At 67.8% G+C, this 15,456-nt stretch carries 18 protein-coding genes; 9 read left to right on the top strand and 9 right to left on the bottom strand.

Annotated elements, in window-relative coordinates; genetic code table 11:
- Position 1: 1 nt before the first annotated feature.
- Both AC5Y31_RS19755 and AC5Y31_RS19750 read right to left on the bottom strand, forming a co-directional pair.
- A complete protein-coding gene (locus AC5Y31_RS19755; RefSeq protein ID WP_499982383.1) occupies positions 2 to 913 on the bottom strand; it encodes an N-acetylglutamate synthase, CG3035 family in 912 nt (303 codons plus the stop codon).
- A gap of 10 nt (positions 914 to 923) precedes the next feature.
- Positions 924 to 1,517, bottom strand: coding sequence for a peptide deformylase (locus tag AC5Y31_RS19750; RefSeq protein WP_499982376.1), 594 nt, complete (start codon positions 1,515 to 1,517; stop codon positions 924 to 926).
- A 171-nt stretch (positions 1,518 to 1,688) separates the two neighbouring features.
- Here AC5Y31_RS19750 and napA point away from each other — a divergent pair, with 171 nt between their 5' ends.
- The 5 genes from napA to AC5Y31_RS19725 all read left to right on the top strand — a co-directional run bounded on the left by napA (position 1,689) and on the right by AC5Y31_RS19725 (position 5,063).
- A complete protein-coding gene (gene napA / locus AC5Y31_RS19745) occupies positions 1,689 to 1,997 on the top strand; it encodes a nucleoid-associated protein NapA (protein WP_024440118.1) in 309 nt (102 codons plus the stop codon).
- A 75-nt stretch (positions 1,998 to 2,072) separates the two neighbouring features.
- Positions 2,073 to 2,543, top strand: coding sequence for a LytR C-terminal domain-containing protein (locus AC5Y31_RS19740; protein ID WP_499982372.1), 471 nt, complete (start codon positions 2,073 to 2,075; stop codon positions 2,541 to 2,543).
- A 9-nt stretch (positions 2,544 to 2,552) separates the two neighbouring features.
- Complete coding sequence (gene sodC, locus AC5Y31_RS19735) at positions 2,553 to 3,266, top strand: superoxide dismutase[Cu-Zn] (protein WP_499982368.1); 714 nt, start codon at positions 2,553 to 2,555, stop codon at positions 3,264 to 3,266.
- Positions 3,267 to 3,270: 4 nt separating this feature from the next.
- A complete protein-coding gene (locus tag AC5Y31_RS19730; protein ID WP_499982390.1) occupies positions 3,271 to 4,413 on the top strand; it encodes a glutamate--cysteine ligase in 1,143 nt (380 codons plus the stop codon).
- An 11-nt stretch (positions 4,414 to 4,424) separates the two neighbouring features.
- Entirely contained in the window at positions 4,425 to 5,063 is a 639-nt protein-coding gene (locus tag AC5Y31_RS19725; protein WP_499982366.1) for an LON peptidase substrate-binding domain-containing protein, read from the top strand.
- A 59-nt stretch (positions 5,064 to 5,122) separates the two neighbouring features.
- Here AC5Y31_RS19725 and AC5Y31_RS19720 read toward each other — a convergent pair whose 3' ends face one another.
- A complete protein-coding gene (locus AC5Y31_RS19720) occupies positions 5,123 to 5,962 on the bottom strand; it encodes a mycofactocin-coupled SDR family oxidoreductase (protein ID WP_499982363.1) in 840 nt (279 codons plus the stop codon).
- An 87-nt stretch (positions 5,963 to 6,049) separates the two neighbouring features.
- On the bottom strand, positions 6,050 to 6,637 hold the full coding sequence (locus AC5Y31_RS19715) for a TetR/AcrR family transcriptional regulator (protein WP_499982360.1): 588 nt from the start codon (positions 6,635 to 6,637) through the stop codon (positions 6,050 to 6,052).
- 130 nt (positions 6,638 to 6,767) lie between these two features.
- Here AC5Y31_RS19715 and AC5Y31_RS19710 point away from each other — a divergent pair, with 130 nt between their 5' ends.
- Positions 6,768 to 8,048: a cytochrome P450 gene (locus AC5Y31_RS19710; RefSeq protein ID WP_499982388.1), complete on the top strand. Its 1,281-nt coding sequence runs from the start codon at positions 6,768 to 6,770 to the stop codon at positions 8,046 to 8,048.
- Between the two features lie 28 nt (positions 8,049 to 8,076).
- A complete protein-coding gene (locus tag AC5Y31_RS19705) occupies positions 8,077 to 9,531 on the top strand; it encodes an aldehyde dehydrogenase family protein (protein WP_499982354.1) in 1,455 nt (484 codons plus the stop codon).
- A gap of 7 nt (positions 9,532 to 9,538) precedes the next feature.
- On the opposite strand, the gene AC5Y31_RS19700 is transcribed toward AC5Y31_RS19705, so the two are convergent.
- Genes AC5Y31_RS19700 through AC5Y31_RS19685 form a run of 4 tightly spaced genes read right to left on the bottom strand, consistent with a single transcriptional unit; the run spans position 9,539 to position 13,344 of the window.
- Positions 9,539 to 10,936, bottom strand: a complete 1,398-nt coding sequence (locus AC5Y31_RS19700) for an aldehyde dehydrogenase family protein (RefSeq protein WP_499982351.1) — start codon at positions 10,934 to 10,936, stop codon at positions 9,539 to 9,541.
- Positions 10,933 to 11,736 carry a carboxymuconolactone decarboxylase family protein gene (locus tag AC5Y31_RS19695; protein ID WP_499982348.1) on the bottom strand — a complete coding sequence of 268 codons (804 nt, stop codon included), beginning with the start codon at positions 11,734 to 11,736 and terminating at the stop codon, positions 10,933 to 10,935. Before AC5Y31_RS19695 ends, AC5Y31_RS19700 begins: the two co-directional genes overlap by 4 nt.
- Positions 11,714 to 12,517, bottom strand: coding sequence for a mycofactocin-coupled SDR family oxidoreductase (locus AC5Y31_RS19690; protein WP_499982347.1), 804 nt, complete (start codon positions 12,515 to 12,517; stop codon positions 11,714 to 11,716). The genes AC5Y31_RS19695 and AC5Y31_RS19690 overlap by 23 nt, the downstream gene beginning before the upstream one ends.
- A complete protein-coding gene (locus AC5Y31_RS19685; protein WP_499982345.1) occupies positions 12,514 to 13,344 on the bottom strand; it encodes a mycofactocin-coupled SDR family oxidoreductase in 831 nt (276 codons plus the stop codon). The genes AC5Y31_RS19690 and AC5Y31_RS19685 overlap by 4 nt, the downstream gene beginning before the upstream one ends.
- A gap of 46 nt (positions 13,345 to 13,390) precedes the next feature.
- On the opposite strand from AC5Y31_RS19685, the gene AC5Y31_RS19680 reads away from it, so the two are divergent.
- Positions 13,391 to 13,957 carry a TetR/AcrR family transcriptional regulator gene (locus AC5Y31_RS19680; protein ID WP_499982341.1) on the top strand — a complete coding sequence of 189 codons (567 nt, stop codon included), beginning with the start codon at positions 13,391 to 13,393 and terminating at the stop codon, positions 13,955 to 13,957.
- Here the strand turns inward: AC5Y31_RS19680 and AC5Y31_RS19675 are convergent.
- Positions 13,954 to 14,466 (bottom strand): nitroreductase/quinone reductase family protein, encoded by a 513-nt coding sequence (locus AC5Y31_RS19675; protein ID WP_499982339.1) that lies wholly within the window; start codon positions 14,464 to 14,466, stop codon positions 13,954 to 13,956. The two genes, AC5Y31_RS19680 and AC5Y31_RS19675, sit on opposite strands and share 4 nt — an antisense overlap.
- 186 nt (positions 14,467 to 14,652) lie before the next feature.
- Between AC5Y31_RS19675 and AC5Y31_RS19670 the strand changes: the two genes are divergently transcribed.
- Positions 14,653 to 15,447: a DUF8817 family protein gene (locus AC5Y31_RS19670; protein WP_499982337.1), complete on the top strand. Its 795-nt coding sequence runs from the start codon at positions 14,653 to 14,655 to the stop codon at positions 15,445 to 15,447.
- Positions 15,448 to 15,456: the final 9 nt, after the last annotated feature.

The raw sequence follows: 15,456 nt of genomic DNA, 5'->3' as shown, positions 1-15,456 counted from the left end.
GTCACCCTAGATGCCTGGCGTCGACGTAACGGGTGCGGTGCTGACCGGCGAATCCGATCGCCTCGAAGAACGCGAACGCCCCCGCGTCGGCGCTCGGTACTTGCGCGTAGCCGCGGGTCGCGCCGCGCTCGGTCCCCCAGGCCTGTAGGGCGGTGCAGATGGCCCGGCCGTGGCCCTGCCGGCGTGCCTCCTCGGTCACCCGCAGCGCGGTCACCCCCAGCCAGCGGGTGCCGTCCGGGGCCTCGGTGACCGCGCCGCGCCCGACCGCCACCCCGGGTATGCAGGCGAACATCAGCTCACCGTCGACCACCGCGGTCAGCGGCCCCACCGGGTCGTCGGCCGGCCAGTCCGGGCCGGGCCGGTCGGTCAGCGTCACCTGCTCGGCGCTCCTCTCGACGGCCAACGTCTCGGCGGTCAACTCGCGCACCAGGGTGCGGGTCTCCAGCCGTGCGGGGATGTCCTCCGGCAGTCGCAGCAGCCGCTCCGGGACTGCCAGGGTCGCTTGCAGATCCCGTCGGGCATACCAGTCGATGATCTGCGGGATGGTGCTGGTGTGGGCGAACATGTCCAGGGGCACAGCCGAATTCGTGGCCAACTCGGCACCGGGCCCGGCCCGCAGCAGCCAGCCGTCGAGCCACTGGTGTTCGCTGCCCGGCCAGGCCAGGGCGGCGGCGTGCTCGACGGATCGGATCGCCGAGTTCTTCACCGGCCGATCGGTCAGCCGGCGCACATAGAGCACGTCGGCGTGCCGGCACTCGTGGATCACCCCGTCCGCGGAACGGATCCGCACCAGCGGCCCGGCTTCGACCAGATGGCCCACCACGTCACCCATCGGCGGTTGCGAGCCGGGGGGACGCAGGTAGCGCAGGCTCACCCGGACGCCGACCTCGGGGAGCTCTGGCGGCTGGTTCATCGCGGGTTCGTCAGTGGCCGAACGGATCCGGCACATCTCCGGGCATCCAGGACAGGCCCGGCACCCCCCAGCCGTTGGATTTCACCGCCCGCTTCGCCGCGCGGGCGTGCCGGCCCACCAGCATGTCCAGATACAGCAGGCCGTCCAAGTGCCCGGTCTCGTGCTGCAGCATCCGGGCGAACAATCCGGTGCCCTCCAGGGTGACCGGGTTGCCGTCGGCGTCCAGGCCGGTGACCCGCGCCCACTCCGCCCGGCCGGTCGGAAACGATTCACCGGGCACCGACAGGCAGCCTTCGTCGTCGTTGTCCGGGTCGGGCATGGTCTCGGGACGCTCGGAGGTCTCCAGCACCGGGTTGATCACCACGCCGCGGCGCCGGGTGGTCGAGCGGCGGTCGTCGGCGCAGTCGTAAACGAACAGCCGCAGCCCCACACCGACCTGATTGGCGGCCAGTCCCACCCCGTTGGCGGCGTCCATGGTCTCGTACATGGTGTCGATCAACTCACCCAGGTCGGCTGGGAGCGAGCCGTCTTCGGCGACGGCCACCGGAGTGGTCGGGGTGTGCAGGACGGGATCGCCCACAATGCGGATGGGTACGACGGCCATGACCGAAAAGCTTAAGCGGCCGATACCTGTCAAGTGCAGCGGCCACGGCGACTCGCGGGACGGGCTCCCGGTTCCGCACCACCTGCCGTGATTCAATAATCGCGCAGAACACGCCGCCGAAAAGCAACGAACGTTCAGCACAAAACTTTCCGGAAGGGTCCAGGAAACGATATGGACGGCGCCATGGCGCAAGCGAATCGCTCAGGGGACGATTCGGAGCCCACCGACGGCCTGAGTCGCCGCGAACATGACATTTTGTCCTTCGAACGGGACTGGTGGAAGTACGCCGGCGCCAAGGAAGAGGCCATCAAGGAGCGGTTCGCGCTGTCGGCGACCCGCTACTACCAGGTGCTCAATGCGCTCGTCGACCGGCCGGAAGCACTGGCCGCCGACCCGATGCTGGTCAAGCGGTTGCGCAGGCTGCGGTCCAGCCGGCAGAAGGCGCGCGCGGCCCGGCGGCTCGGTTTCGACATCACCTGACGCGCCTGATCAGCGGGAACCCTTGATAGCTGGGCGTTTATCGGTTATGACCCGCACCTGGATACAGTGGGCGCAATGAACGACCACGTTCCCGACTCGTCTCGACTCCCGCTGCGGGCCATGGTGATGGTGCTGCTGTTCTTGGGCACCATCTTTTTGCTGGTCGGGTTCCAGGCACTCGGGTCGTCGGGCAATGACGACGACACCAGCCATTCGCCGACGTCGAAGCCGGTGACCACCAGCTCGGCGGTCGCCAAGCCCGAGCATCCCGCGCACAGGTCCGAGGTGCGGGTCTACAACATCTCCGAGCAGCCCGGCCTGGCCGGGCACACTGCCGACCAGCTGCGCGAAGCCGGCTGGAACGTGACCGACGTCGGCAACCTCGAGCTGCCCGAGGTCACCGGGACGACCGTCTACTTCAGCGACGCCCCCGGGGAGCACGACTCGGCCACCGCGGTGGCCGGGGTGCTGCATGCTGCGGTGGAGCCGCGCATCCCCGACGTCGCCGAACAGCCACCGGGCGTCATCGTGGTGGTCGCGGGTTAAGCTCCTCGCATGGTCACAGGTCACCGCAGAGTTCTCGCCGCCGCTGTCTTCGCCACCCCGGTCGCGCTGTTGGCGGCGTGCAGCCCGCCCAACGAGCAGCCGTCGGACGCGCCGGGCACCACGCCGGCCATCTGGACCGGGTCGCCGGCGCCGTCCGGCCACGCCAGCGAGCCGGGCGAGCAGGGCGGCTCGAACAACAACCTCGTCGCGCACCTGACCACCCCTGACGGCGGCCAGGTCGCCACCGCGACGTTCGAGTTCAGCACGGCCGGCGGTAAGGAATTCGCCACCGTCACCGTGCAGACCACCAACGCCGGCGTGCTGACGCCCGGCTTCCACGGCATGCACATCCACGGGGTGGGCAAGTGCGAAGCCGACTCGGTTCCGCCCGGCGGCGGGGCGCCCGGCGCGTTCCTGTCGGCCGGTGGGCACTTCCAGGCTCCCGGCCACAGCGAGCACCCGCAGAGCGGTGACCTGACCTCGTTGCAGGTGCGCTCCGACGGCAGCGCGCTGCTGGTCACCACCACCGACGCGTTCAGCCGCGACGAGCTGCTGGCCGGCGAGAAGACCGCCCTGATCATCCACGCGGACGACGACAACTTCGCCAACATCCCGGCGGACCGCTACACCCAGGTCAACGGCACTCCCGGCCCGGACCAGACCACGCTGACCACCGGAGACGCCGGCAAGCGGGTTGCGTGTGGTGTCATCGGCACCGGATAACCCGCTGCACAGCTGGGCTTCCTCGCGGTCTGAAGCCCGGATCGAGTTCGCGCACTGCGCCCGGCCCACCCTCGGGGTGGAATGGGAGTTCGCCCTGGTCGACGCGCAGACCCGCGACCTGAGCAACGAAGCCAGTGCCGTGCTGGCCGAGATCGGCGAGAACCCGCGGGTGCACAACGAATTGCTGCGCAACACCGTCGAACTCGTCACCGGCATCTGTGCCGACACCGGTGAGGCGATGGACGACCTGCGCCAGACGCTGGCCGCCACCCAGCCCATCGTGCACGACCGGGGGATGGAACTGTTCGGCGCCGGCACCCACCCGTTCGCGCAGTGGTCGGCGCAGAAACTGACCGATGCTCCGCGGTATGCCGAGCTGATCAAACGCACCCAGTGGTGGGGCCGGCAGATGATGATCTGGGGGGTGCACGTGCACGTCGGCATCTCCTCGGCCCGCAAGGTCATGCCGATCATCTCCTCGCTGCTCAACTACTACCCGCATCTGCTGGCGCTCTCGGCGTCGTCGCCGTGGTGGGCCGGTGAGGACACCGGTTACGCCAGCAACCGGGCGATGATGTTCCAGCAGTTGCCGACGGCGGGGCTGCCGTTTCAGTTCCAGACCTGGCCGGAGTTCGAAGGCTTCGTCTACGACCAGAAGAAGACCGGGATCATCGACGACACCAACGAGATCCGTTGGGACATCAGGCCGTCCCCGCGGCTGGGCACCGTCGAGGTGCGGGTCTGCGACGGGGTGTCCAATCTTCGCGAGTTGGCCGCGCTGGTGGCGCTGACCCACTGCCTGATCGTCGATCTGGACCGGCGGCTGGACGCCGACCAGTCCCTGCCCACCATGCCGCCGTGGCACGTGCAGGAGAACAAGTGGCGCGCGGCCCGCTACGGCCTGGACGCCGAGATCATCCTCGACGCCGACAGCAACGAACGGCTGGTCACCGAGGACCTCGACGATCTGCTCAACCGGCTGGAGCCGATCGCCGCGCGACTGAACTGCACCGACGAGTTGGCGTCCGTCGCCGACATCTACCGAATAGGCGCGTCGTACCAGCGCCAGCGCCGGGTCGCCGAGGAACACGACGGCGACCTGCGCGCGGTCGTCGATGCGCTGGTCGCCGAACTGGACGTCAACTAGAGGGGCGGCTGATGGAGCTGCCGATGTTCCCGCTGGAATGGGTGCTGCTGCCCGGTGAGGAACTGTCGCTGCGGATCTTCGAGCTGCGCTACACGGTGCTGGTCGGCGATCTGATGCGCAGCGGCGACCCGCGTTTCGGAGTGGTGCTGATCGCCCGCGGCCGGGAGGTGGGCGGGGGTGAGCAGCGCAACGACGTCGGCGCGATGGCTGCCATCACGCACTGCGCCGAGCTCGGTGGCGGCCGTTATGCGTTGCGGTGCCTGACCGGAGAGCGAATCCGGGTGCGCGAGTGGCTCGCCGACGACCCGTATCCGCGGGCTGAGGCCGAGGTGTGGCCCGAGGATGAGGCAGAACCGCTGAGCGAGGGGGCTTTTCGCGAGCTGGAAGACCGCATCGTCGCGCTGCACAAGCGGATGGCGATGGCGCGCCGCCGGTGCGTCATGCCGGGGCGCAACTCCACGCTGGGTGGCCGCCGGCTGCGCTCACTGGATCCGGTGCAGCGGCTGTACTCGCTGGCGTGCCGGGTGCCGATGGGCGAGGCCGACCGTTACGCGGTGCTGGCCGCGCCCACGCTCTCCGACCGGATGGCGGTGCTGCATGAGGCGATCGAGACCGTCTCGGCCCGCGTCGAATTCGAAATCCCGCGTTGACTCTGCGTCTACCAGGCAGATGTGCGAGTGAGGTGTCTGGTGGACGCAGAGTCAGCGTGTTACTTCAGGCAGCTGCCCGCGTCGACGGTCATCGGAAGCCCGGTGACGTAACGGGATTCGTCGGAGGCCAGGAACAGCACGGCGTTGCTGATGTCGACCGGCTCCACCCAACCGATCGGCAGCACGTGCATGAGCTGCGCCACGACGGCCATGTCGTCGGGGCCGGGGTTCTCCAGGTCCGGGCGGAACAGCTTCATCGTTCCCTCGTTCATGAACAACGGCGTGTTCACATTGGTGGGGTGTACCGAGTTGACCCGGATGAAGTGCTGCCCCAGTTCGACGGCGAAGGTGCGCATCAGCCCGACCACGCCGTGTTTGGCCGCGATGTAGTGACCGGTGTGCGGGTAGGCCTTGAGGCCGCCCACTGAGCTGGTCAAGACGATGGATCCGCCGTTTCCGCCGGAGATAAGATGCGGCACACCGGCTTTGACGGTCTTCCAGACGCCTGAGAGGTTGACGTCGATCATGTCCTGCCAGTCGGCTTCGGACGTCTTGTCCAGGGTCTCGCCGCCGTTGCCGATTCCGGCGTTGGCCACGATGACGTCCAGGCGCCCGAGTTGCTCCACGCCGCTGTCGACGGCTGCTTTGAGCGCGTCGAAGTCGCGGACGTCGACCTCGGCGGTGACGATGCGGCGGTCCAATCCTTTGATCAGATCGGCGGTTTCGGCCAGGTCGTCGGGCGTCGCCGCCGGGATCTCCTTGCTGCTGCTGATCCGGGCGCAGACGTCGACGGCGATGATGTCGGCGCCTTCCTGTGCCAGCCGTACCGCGTGACTGCGGCCCTGACCGCGCGCCGCCCCGGTGATGAAAGCGACCTTTCCTTCTACCCGTCCACCCATGTTGCGCACCTCGTCTCGTGTTGGTCGATCGATCAGCAAGGCTGGCACCGACGGGCCGGGTTGTCAACCATCGGTTGCTAGTCGGGGCTAAGCCGGCGGGGCCGCCAGCCGGCCCAGCTGACGCTCGACGAACGCGCGCAGCTGGTCGTGGCCGCTGGTGACGCCGACGGTGTCTTCGTTGCACAGGCTGCGGGCGGTCTGGGCGATCAGCATGGCGACGGCGACCGGGGGATACTGCTCCAGGTCGACGCCGTTGGTGCGCAACGCCACCGTGACGGCCGCGGTCTCGATGTCCCGGACCCGTTCGGCGTAGGCCTTGAGCTCGGTCCGGATCGCCTTGCGGTGGTTGGCCAACGCCATGAACTCGGTGTTCAAGCTGGTCAGGCGGGCATCGCTATTGATCGTCCAGAGCGCCCGGAGCGGATCGTCGGCGGTGAGCGCGGCGCGCATCCGCTCGAGTGCGACGTCGGCCCCGGCGCGCAGCACCTCGACGAACAGGTCGTCCATGGTGGGGAAGTAGTAGTAGACCAGGGCCTGCTTCACCCCGGCCTCGGCGGCCACCCGCCGCGAGGTCGCCGCCGCGTAGCCTTCGTCGCGCATCAGCCGGGCCGTCGCTTCGATCAGCCGGCGGCGGGTGGCGCCATCGGTCGATTTGGCCTTGCGCGGCCCCGTCATTCAGGACATCCTGACGCTGGGATTGCTTGACCATCCGTCGCCGCACATGGTAGGCATGACGCATTCTAGCAATTTGATCGATCGATCAGCGCGACGAGGTCGTGATACGAGCGAAAGGGCGCATCGCGTGGTGACGGATCTCGCGGCGGTGGACTACTTCTCCGACCCGGCGGTAACCCAGAATCCCTACCCCTATTACGAATACCTGCGCTCGAATGGGCCCGTCTTCGCCGAGCCGCACCACGGCGTCGTCGCCGTCACCGGCTATGAAGAGGTGCATGCCGCGTTCAAGGACCACGACTCGTTCTCGGCGGTCAACGCCATCGGCGGTCCCTTCCCGCCGCTGCCGTTCGAGCCCGAGGGTGACGACATCACCGAGCAGATCGAGGCGCACCGGCACCTGTTCCCGATCTTCGAGCACGTCGTCGTCCAGGATCCGCCGGCGCACGAGCGCACCCGGGCGCTGCTGGGACGCATCCTGACGCCGGTCCGGCTGAAGGAGAACGAGGAGTTCATCTGGCGGCTGGCCGACCTGCAGCTCGACGAGTTCATCGCCGCTGGCCGCTGCGAATTCCTGATGGACTACGCCAAACCGTTTGCGACGCTGGCGATCGCCGACCTGCTCGGGGTTCCCGACGACGACCGCGCCGAGTTCCGCCGGGCACTCGGTGCCGGTGAACGCCCGGGCACCCGGGTCGGCGCCCTGGACGGAGAGCCGGTCGGGCTCAACCCGCTGGAGTACCTCGACGACAAGTTCAACGGCTACATCTCCGATCGGCGCAGCAACCCCCGCGCCGACGTGCTGACCATGTTGGCCGAGGCCACCTACCCCGACGGCTCGATTCCCGACGTGATGGAGGTGGTGCGTCCGGCGACCTTCCTGTTCGGTGCGGGCCAGGAGACCGTCACCAAGCTGCTCGGGACCATGGTGCAGGTGCTCGGCGAGCAACCCGAACTGCAGGAAAGGCTGCGCGAGAACCGCGACCTGATCCCGCGGTTCATCGAAGAATCGCTGCGGATCCAGAGCCCCACCAAGATCGACTTCCGGCTGGCGCGCAAGACCACCACGCTGGCCGGCGTACCCATCAAGGCGGGCACGGTGCTCATGCTGTGTTTGGGCGCGGCCAACCGGGATCCGCGCAAGTTCGAAAACCCCGACGAATTCAACCTGGACCGCAAGAACGTTCGCGAACACATCGCCTTCGGCCGCGGCATCCACACCTGTCCCGGCGCACCGCTGGTCCGGGTCGAAGGACGGATCACCGCCAATCGCATGCTGGACCGGATGCGGAACATCAGGATCAGCGAGGCCCACCACGGCCTGGCCGGCGAGCGGCATTACGACTACGAGCCGACGTTTCTGCTGCGCGGCCTGAGCAAGCTGTACATCGAGTTCGACTCGGCCTCCTAACAGATCCCAGCGAGCCGAAAGGCGGGCGATGTCCCTGAATTCCGTTTTGGCTGAAGCGCGTCTGCGACCCGGCTCGGGCGAGGTGATCCCGATCATCGATCCGGCTACCGAAGAGCAGATCGGCGAATTCAGCGACGGCGGCGCGAAAGCCATCGATGACGCGGTCACGAGGGCCAGGGCATCCTTTGACGAGGGAGTCTGGAGCGCGACGCCGGCTCGCGAACGCGCCAAGATCCTGTGGCGCGTAGCGGATTTGATTGATGAGCACGCCGACGAGCTGGCCCAGATCGACTCGATCAACACCGGGATGCCGCTGATGCAGGCCCAGATGATCGTGCCTACCTGCGCCGAGATCTTCCGCTACTACGCCGGGTGGTGCACCAAACTCAACGGTGACGCGCACCAGGTGCAGATGACCGGCGGCATCACCGGCGCGCATGCCGACCTGCACGCCTACACCCTCAAGGAGCCCTACGGGGTGGTCGGCCTGATCTTCCCCTGGAACGGCCCCGTCTTCAACGCGTGTACCAAGCTGGCTCCAGCGCTGGCCGCCGGATGCAGCAGTGTGGCCAAACCTGCTGAAGAGACGCCCCTTTCGGCTCTGGTTTTGGAACGGTTGCTCGCCGAGGCAGGCGTGCCCGACGGCGTCGTCAACCTGGTCATCGGTTACGGGCACACCGCTGGCGCAGCGCTGGTCGATCACCCCGGCGTCCAGAAGATCGCGTTCACCGGCTCCACCGAGGTCGGCAAGCGGATCGTGGCGGCGTCGGCCGGAAACCTCAAGCGCGTCAGCCTCGAACTCGGCGGCAAGTCGCCGGTTCTGATCTATGACGACGCGGACCTGAACACCGCCATCACGATGGCCGCGATGGGCATCTTCATCCATTCCGGGCAGGGGTGCATCTGCGGGTCGCGGATCTTCGTGCAGCGCGGTGTGTACGACCAGGTGGTCGAAGGCATCGCCATGGTGGCCAACAACCTTCAGCTGGGTGGCCCCCGAGATGAAGGTGCCATGATCGGCCCGCTGATCAGCGAGAAGCAGCTCAACCGGGTGATGGGATTCATCGACGAGGGCAAGCGCGACAGCGTCGACGTCATCACCGGCGGGCACCGGCTGGATCGGCGCGGGTATTTTGTGCACCCGACCGTACTGGCCAACGTCGATCCCGGTATGCGGCTCTACCAGCAGGAGATCTTCGGGCCGGTGGTCACGGTGCTGCCCTTCGACGACGACGACGAAGCCGTCGCGCTGGCGAACGACTCCGAGTACGGCCTGGCCGCCACCGCCTGGACCCGCGACCTGAGCCGCGCCCACCGGCTGGCCAAGCGGTTGGAGGCCGGAACCGTCTCGCTGAACTGCCAGATGGTCTTCGACCATTCGGTGCCGTTCGGTGGGTACAAGCAGTCCGGTTGGGGTCACGAGTGGGGCCGCGACGGCGTTGAGAGCTTCCTGCAGACCAAGTCGGTGTACACGCAGCTCTAGGAGCCGCTCAACTCATGCCGATGCGAATATTCTTTATCTGCAGGAATTCGTAGAGCCCGTCGGCGCCTCCGGTGCGCCCGAATCCACTCTGCTTGTAGCCGCCGTAGGGGCCCTGCGGTGAGATATTGCTGATGGTATTGATCCAGACCGAGCCGGCTTCGAGCTGCCGGGAAATCCGGTGGGCGCGTCGCAGATCACGGGTGTGGACGAACGCGTTGAGTCCGTAGCGGGTGCCGTTGGCCAGTGCGACGGCTTGGGCGTCGTCGCGGAACCTCATCAGTGACACGACGGGACCGAACGTTTCGGTCTGGGCCAGCGGCGAGGAGTTGTCGACGCCACCGAACACCGTCGGCTCGATGTAGTAGCCCGATGCGAGGTCACCACCGAGCCGTCGACCGCCGGCAAGCAGTTCCCCACTGCCATCACTGGCTGCACTCTCGATCACGGCCAGGATGCGGTCCACGGCGGCGTGGCTGATCACCGGACCGAATACCACCGTGGGATCGAGCGGATCACCCACCTTGGCATGGCCGACCGAGGCCAGGAACTTCTCGACGAAGGTGTCGTAGACCGACTCGTGCACCAGCACCCGGCTGGCGCAGGCGCAGCTCTGGCCAGACTGCATCAAGGGACCCTGATGTGCGGCAACCCGTGCCGCAGCGTCGAGGTCGGCGTCGGCGAAGACGATACTGGCCGACTTGCCGCCGAGTTCGGTGACGACCGGGGTGAGGTTGATGGCGGCGGTCTGCAGCACGGTGCGGGCGGTGGTTTCGCCACCGGTGAAATGGATTTTACGAATGCCGGGGTGGCGAACCAGCGCGTCGCCGCCCTCGGCGGCCGCCGGTACGACGCTGACCAGTCCGGGCGGCAGGCCCGCCTCCAGACACAGTTCACCGAAGCGCAGCGCGGCCAGCGGCGCGAGCTCGGAGGGCTTGAACACCACCGCGTTGCCGGCTGCCAGCGCGGGTGCAACGCACGATCCGGCGACCACCAGCGCGCCGTTCCACGGGGCGATAACACCCACCACACCGTACGGTTCGCGTTCGATCAGGTTGACGTCGAAGGATTCACTCACCGGCGTGCTGGAGCCGTGCGGCTTGTCGACGTAGCCCGCGAAGTGGCGTAGGAATCGCTCGAGCAGAATCGCATTCCCGGCGAACGAGATCGGCACCGCATAGTCCTGAACGTTCAGCGCGGCCAGTTCACCCAGATGCTGGTGCACCACGTCGGCCAAGTCGATCAGCAGGTCGCGGCGTCGGTCGACGGTCAGCGCGATCCATTCTCGCTGCGCCTCTTGCGCTGCGGCAACGGCCTGGTGGATCTCCGCTGCACCGGCCAGTGCCACAGTGGCGTTCGGTCGGCCGGTGGCCGGATAGATGTGGTCGTGCGTGACGGTGACGGTCATGCAACGCCCTCGGCAGCCCATTCGTCAGTGACCCGCTGCTTCTGCTCCTCGACCACCTGGGCCAGCCGCGACGCCTTGGCCCAACCGTAGTAGGCCCCGAATTGCAAAGCCAGCTCGTCCATTTCGTCGAATGAGACGTCGCGGCTCTTCAGTGCGGCGTAGACGTGGCTGAGGATCGGATACGGCGTGTCTTGAAAAGCCACGCACGCCACGGTCACCAGCCGCCGTTCCTTCATGCCCAGGCCGGGCCGCAACCACATCTCGCCGAAGACGAAATTCAGGATGCCCGCACCCGAGTACGGGTCGTCGCGCCCCGGGGCGAAGGGCAGGCAGTTGATGTCCCGAAACGACTGCTCGCCGACGCGCAGCCGGGCTTCGGGATCACTGGGGGTGGCCAGTGGCAGCAGCGGGGTCGGCGGCGGTACCGGCTGGTCGCGCTCGGCGTGGATGCGCCGCCACTGCGCGTCGACGGTCATGTTGAACAGCGAGGCTTTCGGCCAGCCCGAGTACACCGCGAAATGCAAGACCACTTCCCGCATTTCGTCAATGGCGAGGTCTCCGCTCGCCAGCGCGGCGTAGACGTGCTGGCGCAGCGGTTCCTCGGTGTCGGCGGCAGCCAGGCACGGCAGTGCGATGAACCAGCGGTCGCGGCGGTTCAACCCCGGACGCGCCCACACCTGGGCGAAGACGAAGTCGAGCATGGTCGCGGCGACCGGGGAGCAGTCGGGGGCTGGAACGGTCATCAACTCGGCGAAGGCGCGCTCGCCGCGCCCCGCCTCACCGGAGGGTGACACCGGCATCCACCTTGAATTCCAGCCCGGTCACATGCCGGGACTCATCGGAGACCAGGAACAGCACCGCGTTGCTGACGTCGCGGGCCTCGGTCATCACGATCGGTAAGGCGTTCTGGAAGATCGGTCCCAGGTCGGCACGGGCCTCGTGCAGCAGCCCGTGCAGCGTGTCCGGCCGCATCCCGGTCTCGACCCCGGTGGGATGCACCGTGTTGACCCGGACATTAACCGCGGCAAGCTCATTGGCCAGGGCTCGGCTCATGCCGACCACACCGTGCTTGGACGCGGTGTAGGGAGTGTGCAGCGGACTGCCCTTCAGGCCGGCCACCGAACTGATGTTGATCAGGCTGCCGCCATGCTCGACCAGGTGCGGCAGTGCCGCCGAGCAGGTGTTCCACGCCCCGATCAGGTTGACGTCGATGACGGTGCGCCACTGCTGGGAGGTGGTGGTGTCCCAGGTTCCCCCGGTGATCACCCCGGCGTTGGCCACCGAAGCGTCCAGGCCGCCCAGTTCGGCCACGCCGTCGTCGACGGCGGCGGCCAGCGCGGCGCCGTCGCGCACGTCGACCACGTGGCTGACCGCGCGGCGGCCCAGCTCGGTGACCAGCCGCGCGGTCTCGGCGAGGTCTTCGGTTGTGGCCAGCGGATATTCGACCTCCGGCAGCGATGCGCAGATATCGACCAGGATCAGGTCGGCGCCTTCCTCGGCCAGGCGCACGGCGTGACTGCGGCCCATGCCCCGCGCGGCGCCGGTCACCAGCACCCGCTTGCCGGCTACCCGCCCGCTCATAGCTTGTTGCAGAAGCCGGCGTCGACGGGGAAGGTGACCCCGGTGACGTATTGGGCAGCGTCGGAGACCAGATAGGCGATCGCGGCGCTGATGTCTTCCGGCTCGAGCATGCCGACCGGCATCGGGTTCTGCAGATGCGGTCCGCCGTCGGGATAGTGCTCCAGAAACGCCGTCATCGCCGGGTTGACCGCCATCATCGTGTTGACCGCGGTCGGGTGCACGGTGTTGACCCGGATACTGTGCGGGGCAAGCGCATTGGCCAGCGTGCGCATCAAGCCGACGATGCCGTGCTTGGACGCCGCGTAACCCAGGCCGCCGCCCTGCTGGCCGCCGAAGCCCTTCAGGCCGGCTGTGGAGCTGGTGAACACGATCGACCCGCCCCGGCCGCCGGCGATCAGGTGCGGGATGGCCGCTTTGGCGGTGTGGAACGAACCGACCAGGTTGACGTCGATCACGTCGGTCCACATCTGCAGGTCTTCGTCGTCGGTCAGCTCGCGAAAGGCCATCGCGGCGATGCCGGCGTTGGCGCAGACGATGTCGAGGCGGCCGAAGTGCTCGACCCCGGCATCCAGCGCGGCCTTCAGCGCGGCGAAGTCGCGGACGTCGGCCACCGAGGCGATCATCTTGCCGCCGGCGGCTTCCACCAGCGCGACGGTTTCGTCGAGCTCCGCACGGCTGGCCATCGGGTAGCCGTTGGAGGCGATGTCGGCGCAGATGTCGACACCGATGATGTCGGCGCCGTCGGCGGCGAGCCGGATCGCGTGGCTGCGGCCCTGCCCGCGCGCTGCGCCGGTGATGAATGCGACTTTTCCGTCAAGAGAACCCATGCCGGTACGGTAACCTGGTTACTCATCGGCGGCAAGGGGTGAATTCATGGACAGTTCCGAGGATCGGATTCTGGGCATCGTCGTCGAAATCCTTGAAACGCAGGGCTATGACGCGGTCCAGCTCCGCGAGGTCGCCCGCCGGGCCCGGGTATCGCTGGCGACCATTTACAAGCGGTATGCCACCCGTGACGAGCTCATTCTGGCCGCCCTCGACTCCTGGATGGCCGAGAACCGCTACTCGGGCGTCGTCACGCAGTCGCGGGCGGCCGGGGAGTCGGTGTATACCGCGCTGATGCGCCTGTACCGCACCCTCTTCGAGCCGTGGGAGCGGCACCCGGGGATGCTCAGCGCCTACGTCCGGGCCCGGGCGGCCCCCGGCGGTGACACGTTGGTCCGCCGGGGGCTCGACGTGGTGGGCCCCGCGATGCGCGCAGCGCTCTCCGACGTCGACGAAGGCTTCATCACCGACCTGGATGTCATCATCTCGAACCTGGTCTATGGACTGTCCGCCCGCTTCGCCGCCGACGAGATCGCCATCACCGACATCCTGCCCAGCCTGGACCGGGCGGTGTACTGGCTCACCAGTGGATACGAGAAGGCCGCGGGCCGTTAGCGGCTGGTGAGCGCAAAGATTTTGATCTCCCGCCCGGCCCGGCCCCGGTAGGTGTCGTAGTTGCTGATGTAGTCGACGAATTCCTGGTAGACCCGGTCGCGCTCCGCGCCGACGACCTCGGTGGCCAGCACCGGAATCTCCTTGCCGCCCATTGTGACCCACGCGTTGGGGTCGGCGACGAGATTCAACGCCCATGCCGGATGGTGCGCCTGTCCGAAGTTGCTGCCCACCAGGAACAGTCGGTCGCCCTCACGCATATACGCCAGCGGGATCTGGCGACGCTGACCGGATTTGCGGCCGGTCGTGGTGAGCAGCAGCAACGGGACGGCCATCGGTCCCAAGATGGTGAACCGGCCGCCGCTGCGGTCGAGCAGCCAGCGGTCCAGCGGCGTGCATTGGCGGATGAACCAGGCACCGGGTTTGGATCCCGCGACCGCCCCGATCGCTCGCCTCGCCCGCGTTCCGGGGTCGCGGCCCCACCGCACGTCGGGAAAGGGGTTCTCAGTCATGCCGCTGATTATCCCGCGTTTCCCGCGGAATCCAACCGGGGCGCAACAGGTTTCCCATGGGCCCCACAAGCCCCCGGTGGACGGCTGGGTGGATGTTGTCGAATCGGATCACGTCGGCGCTAGCGGCGCCGGGGGAGCGGACTTCGGCGTGGATGACGTCACCACGTGTCGACGTACGCTTTCGTCATGGCAGACATCGGATTCACCGCGGTTTCACCGATCATTCCGGTGCGAGATCTCGATGCGGCGCTGGACCGCTACCGCCGGCTGGGATTCGTCGCTCGCGCCTACCCCGGGCCCGCCCGATACGGCTTCGCCGAACGTGGGCCGGTCTCGTTGCACCTGTCCGAGTGGGCCGAGCACGATCCGCTGCGGACGGCCGCAAGCGTGTATCTCTACGTCGACGACGCCGACGCGCTCTACGCGCAGTGGACCGCCTCGGGGGTCGAGGGACGTTTTGTCGAGCCGGTGGACACCGAGTATCAGCTGCGGGAGTTCGCCTACGTCGACCCCGATGGCACCGCCCACCGCGTCGGCTCGCCGGCGAAGGTCGCCCACGCCAGCCGCGACATCGCCGCGCCGGCGGCGCGGATCTTCGAGCTGATCGCCGATCCGGCTCAGCAGCCCCGGTGGGACGGCAACGAGAACCTCGCTGAAGCGCCCGCCGGACAACGGGTGCACGCGGTCGGCGCGATGTTCACCATGGCGCTGACCCTCGGTGTCGTGCGGGAGAACCACGTGGTGGAGTTCGAGGAGGGGCGCCGGATCGCCTGGTTCCCGGCCGAACCCGGTCAGCAGCCGCCGGGACATCTGTGGAGGTGGGAACTCGAGCCGTTGGACGAGGCGCACACCCGGGTCACCCACACCTACGACTGGTCGCAGCTGACCGATCCGAAGCGCCTCCCGCGGGCGCGCTGGACCACCGCGGACCGGCTGGCGGACTCGCTGGCCCGGCTTGCCGCGTTGGCTGAGGGGCTCTAACGCCGGCCG

It is taken from the genome of Mycobacterium sp. NGS18, assembly GCF_059813185.1.
Note: the sequence above shows the minus strand (reverse complement) of the source record. Positions and strands in the feature narration are given on the sequence as shown.